General features: G+C 73.3%; 3 protein-coding genes. All 3 read right to left on the reverse strand.

Going from position 1 to position 1,989, the window contains the following annotated elements:
• A partial coding sequence (locus AB0M03_RS39595; protein WP_363501684.1) for an ATP-binding cassette domain-containing protein occupies nt 1-210 on the reverse strand: 210 nt, incomplete at its 3' end.
• Nucleotides 211-275: 65 nt separating this feature from the next.
• On the reverse strand, nt 276-1,118 hold the full coding sequence (locus AB0M03_RS39600; protein WP_363501687.1) for a DUF4097 family beta strand repeat-containing protein: 843 nt from the start codon (nt 1,116-1,118) through the stop codon (nt 276-278).
• An 83-nt stretch (nt 1,119-1,201) separates the two neighbouring features.
• A complete protein-coding gene (locus AB0M03_RS39605; protein WP_363501689.1) occupies nt 1,202-1,720 on the reverse strand; it encodes a hypothetical protein in 519 nt (172 codons plus the stop codon).
• Nucleotides 1,721-1,989 lie beyond the last annotated feature (269 nt).

Consider the following 1,989-nt stretch of genomic DNA (forward strand, 5'->3'; position numbering starts at 1 on the left):
GACGAGGGTGGAGAGGATCCTGACGGCGGTGGTCTTGCCCGCGCCGTTCGGGCCGAGCAGGGAGAAGATCGTCCCTTCCGGGACGGTCAGGTCGACGCCGTCGAGGACGGTCTTGTCGCCGTAGGACTTGCGCAGGCCGACGGCGGAGACGGCGGCGGGCGGCTGCGGAGCGCCGTCCGTCCTGGGCGTGAGCATGACAGATGAAGGCATGTGCCCTCCCGTTCGGAGGCTGAAGATGCTGGGGATCGGGTGGGCCGAGGAGGTCCCTGTCCGGGTCAGGACTTGGCGCGGCGCACGTCGATGTTGCCCCAGCGGGTCCGGGCGCGGACCTCGACGGTGTCCTCGGCCTGCTCCGGCGGGGCGGAGTCGGTGAGGGTGTTGCGCACCTGCCCGCGCTCGGAGCTGACGTCGAGCCAGGCGGCGGTGCCCGCGCGAATGCCGACCTCGATGGCACCGTAGGCGGTCTCCAACTGGACGGTGCCGCCGGCGACGTCGGCGACCCGCAGGGTGCCGTGGGCGGTGGTGGCGGTGACCGAACTCTCGGCGCGCGCGATGTCGATGTCGCCGTTGGCACCGCTCACCCGCAGGTCGCCGAAGGCGGTGCCGACGGTCGTGGTGCCGTGCGAGTTCTTCAGGACGGCGGGGCCGTCGACGGTGCCGACGCGCACGCTGCCGGAGCTGGTGGTGATGTCGGCCGTGCCCTCGATCCGGTCGACGGTGATCGAGCCGTGCGAGGCGGTCAGGTGGAGCGGCCCGGTCGTGTCGAGGCGGACGTCGCCGGACGAGGTCTTCACCCGGACCTCGCCGAGCCGGCCCTCGCCGACCACCTGGGTCCAGGAGCCGGTCACGTCGACGCGTGAGCCCGTGGGGAGTTCGACCGTCACGTCGACGGCGCCGCTGGGCCCGACCAGGGTGCGCTGCTTCGTCTTGACGGTCAGGACGCCGCCCGCGCACGTGACCTCGGTCTGCTCGGCCGCCCGCACGTCCCTGTCCTTCCCGGGGTCGCGGGGTCGCACCTCGACGACCGTGTCGGGGCGGTCGCCCGCGGTGAAGCGCACGGAACCGGCGGCCACGAGGGTGTTGGCGGAAATCGGTTCGGGGGTGTCGAAAGAAGGCATGGCTGTACCGTCCTCCTGGGTCCTGGTGGCGTTTTCGCCGGTGGGACGTGGTGGGTGAGTGAAGTGGTGCCGGCGGGCGGGCGCTAGCGCACCCAGCCCGTGAAGCTCTGCCCGACGGTCCGGGTCCTCTGCGTCGCTCGCGGCTGCGTGCCGCCCTCGACCGCGGCCGAAACGGCCCGCACCAGCCACGCATTGACCGACAGGCCCTCGCGGTTCGCGGCCTCCTCGGCGCGGGCCTTGAGGTGTGCCGGCAGGCGCAGGTTCACGCGGGCGGTGCCACCCTCGTCGCCGTCGGCGGGCGTCTGGGCGACGAGTGGTTCGACGGGTCGGTCGGCCGCTTCCGCGGAGCCGCTGCCGGCCGGCGGCAGCGTCACCACGAAGTCCGGATCCAGCCCGCGCAGCCGCACGTCGACCGAGCCGGGGGCGAGCTCGCGGGTGACCTCGTCCATCGCGACGGAGAGCACATTGAGCATGGTCAGCCGGGTTGCCGACTCCAGCGGGGCGGTGAGCCGCTCGGCCAGCGCGCGGGCATCTTCCCCACCGGCTTCGGCGGCCACCGCGAGTTCGCGACGCAGGGTGTCGACATACGGAGTGAGGTCCATGACGTCATAGTGGCACCATGGTGGTGCCATGCGCAAGCCCTGATGGCGTCATCCGGGGAGTGTGGTCGATCGCGACTGTCCTGACCTAGGGAAATGTGGAGGTGTCGACCTGATTCATGGTGGCGCCATCGGTGTTTCCGTGCCCCTGTGGGTGCAGAATGGCGGCGGGGGGGGCCCCGGGGGGGGCCCCCCGGCCCGGGGGGGGGCCCCCCGCGGGGGGGGGGCCCGCCCCGGCCGGGCGCCGGCCGGCCCACCAGCGGGGGCCCCCG

Origin of the sequence: Kitasatospora sp. NPDC051914 (genome assembly GCF_040680995.1) — a bacterium.
Classification (GTDB): Bacteria; Actinomycetota; Actinomycetes; order Streptomycetales; family Streptomycetaceae; genus Kitasatospora.

What these genes read in the sequence shown, in the direction of transcription:
- AB0M03_RS39600 (WP_363501687.1), bottom strand. Translation starts at nt 1,118, where the DNA reads ATGCCTTCTTTCGACACCCCCGAACCGATTTCCGCCAACACCCTCGTG.
- AB0M03_RS39605 (WP_363501689.1), bottom strand. Translation starts at nt 1,720, where the DNA reads ATGGACCTCACTCCGTATGTCGACACCCTGCGTCGCGAACTCGCGGTG.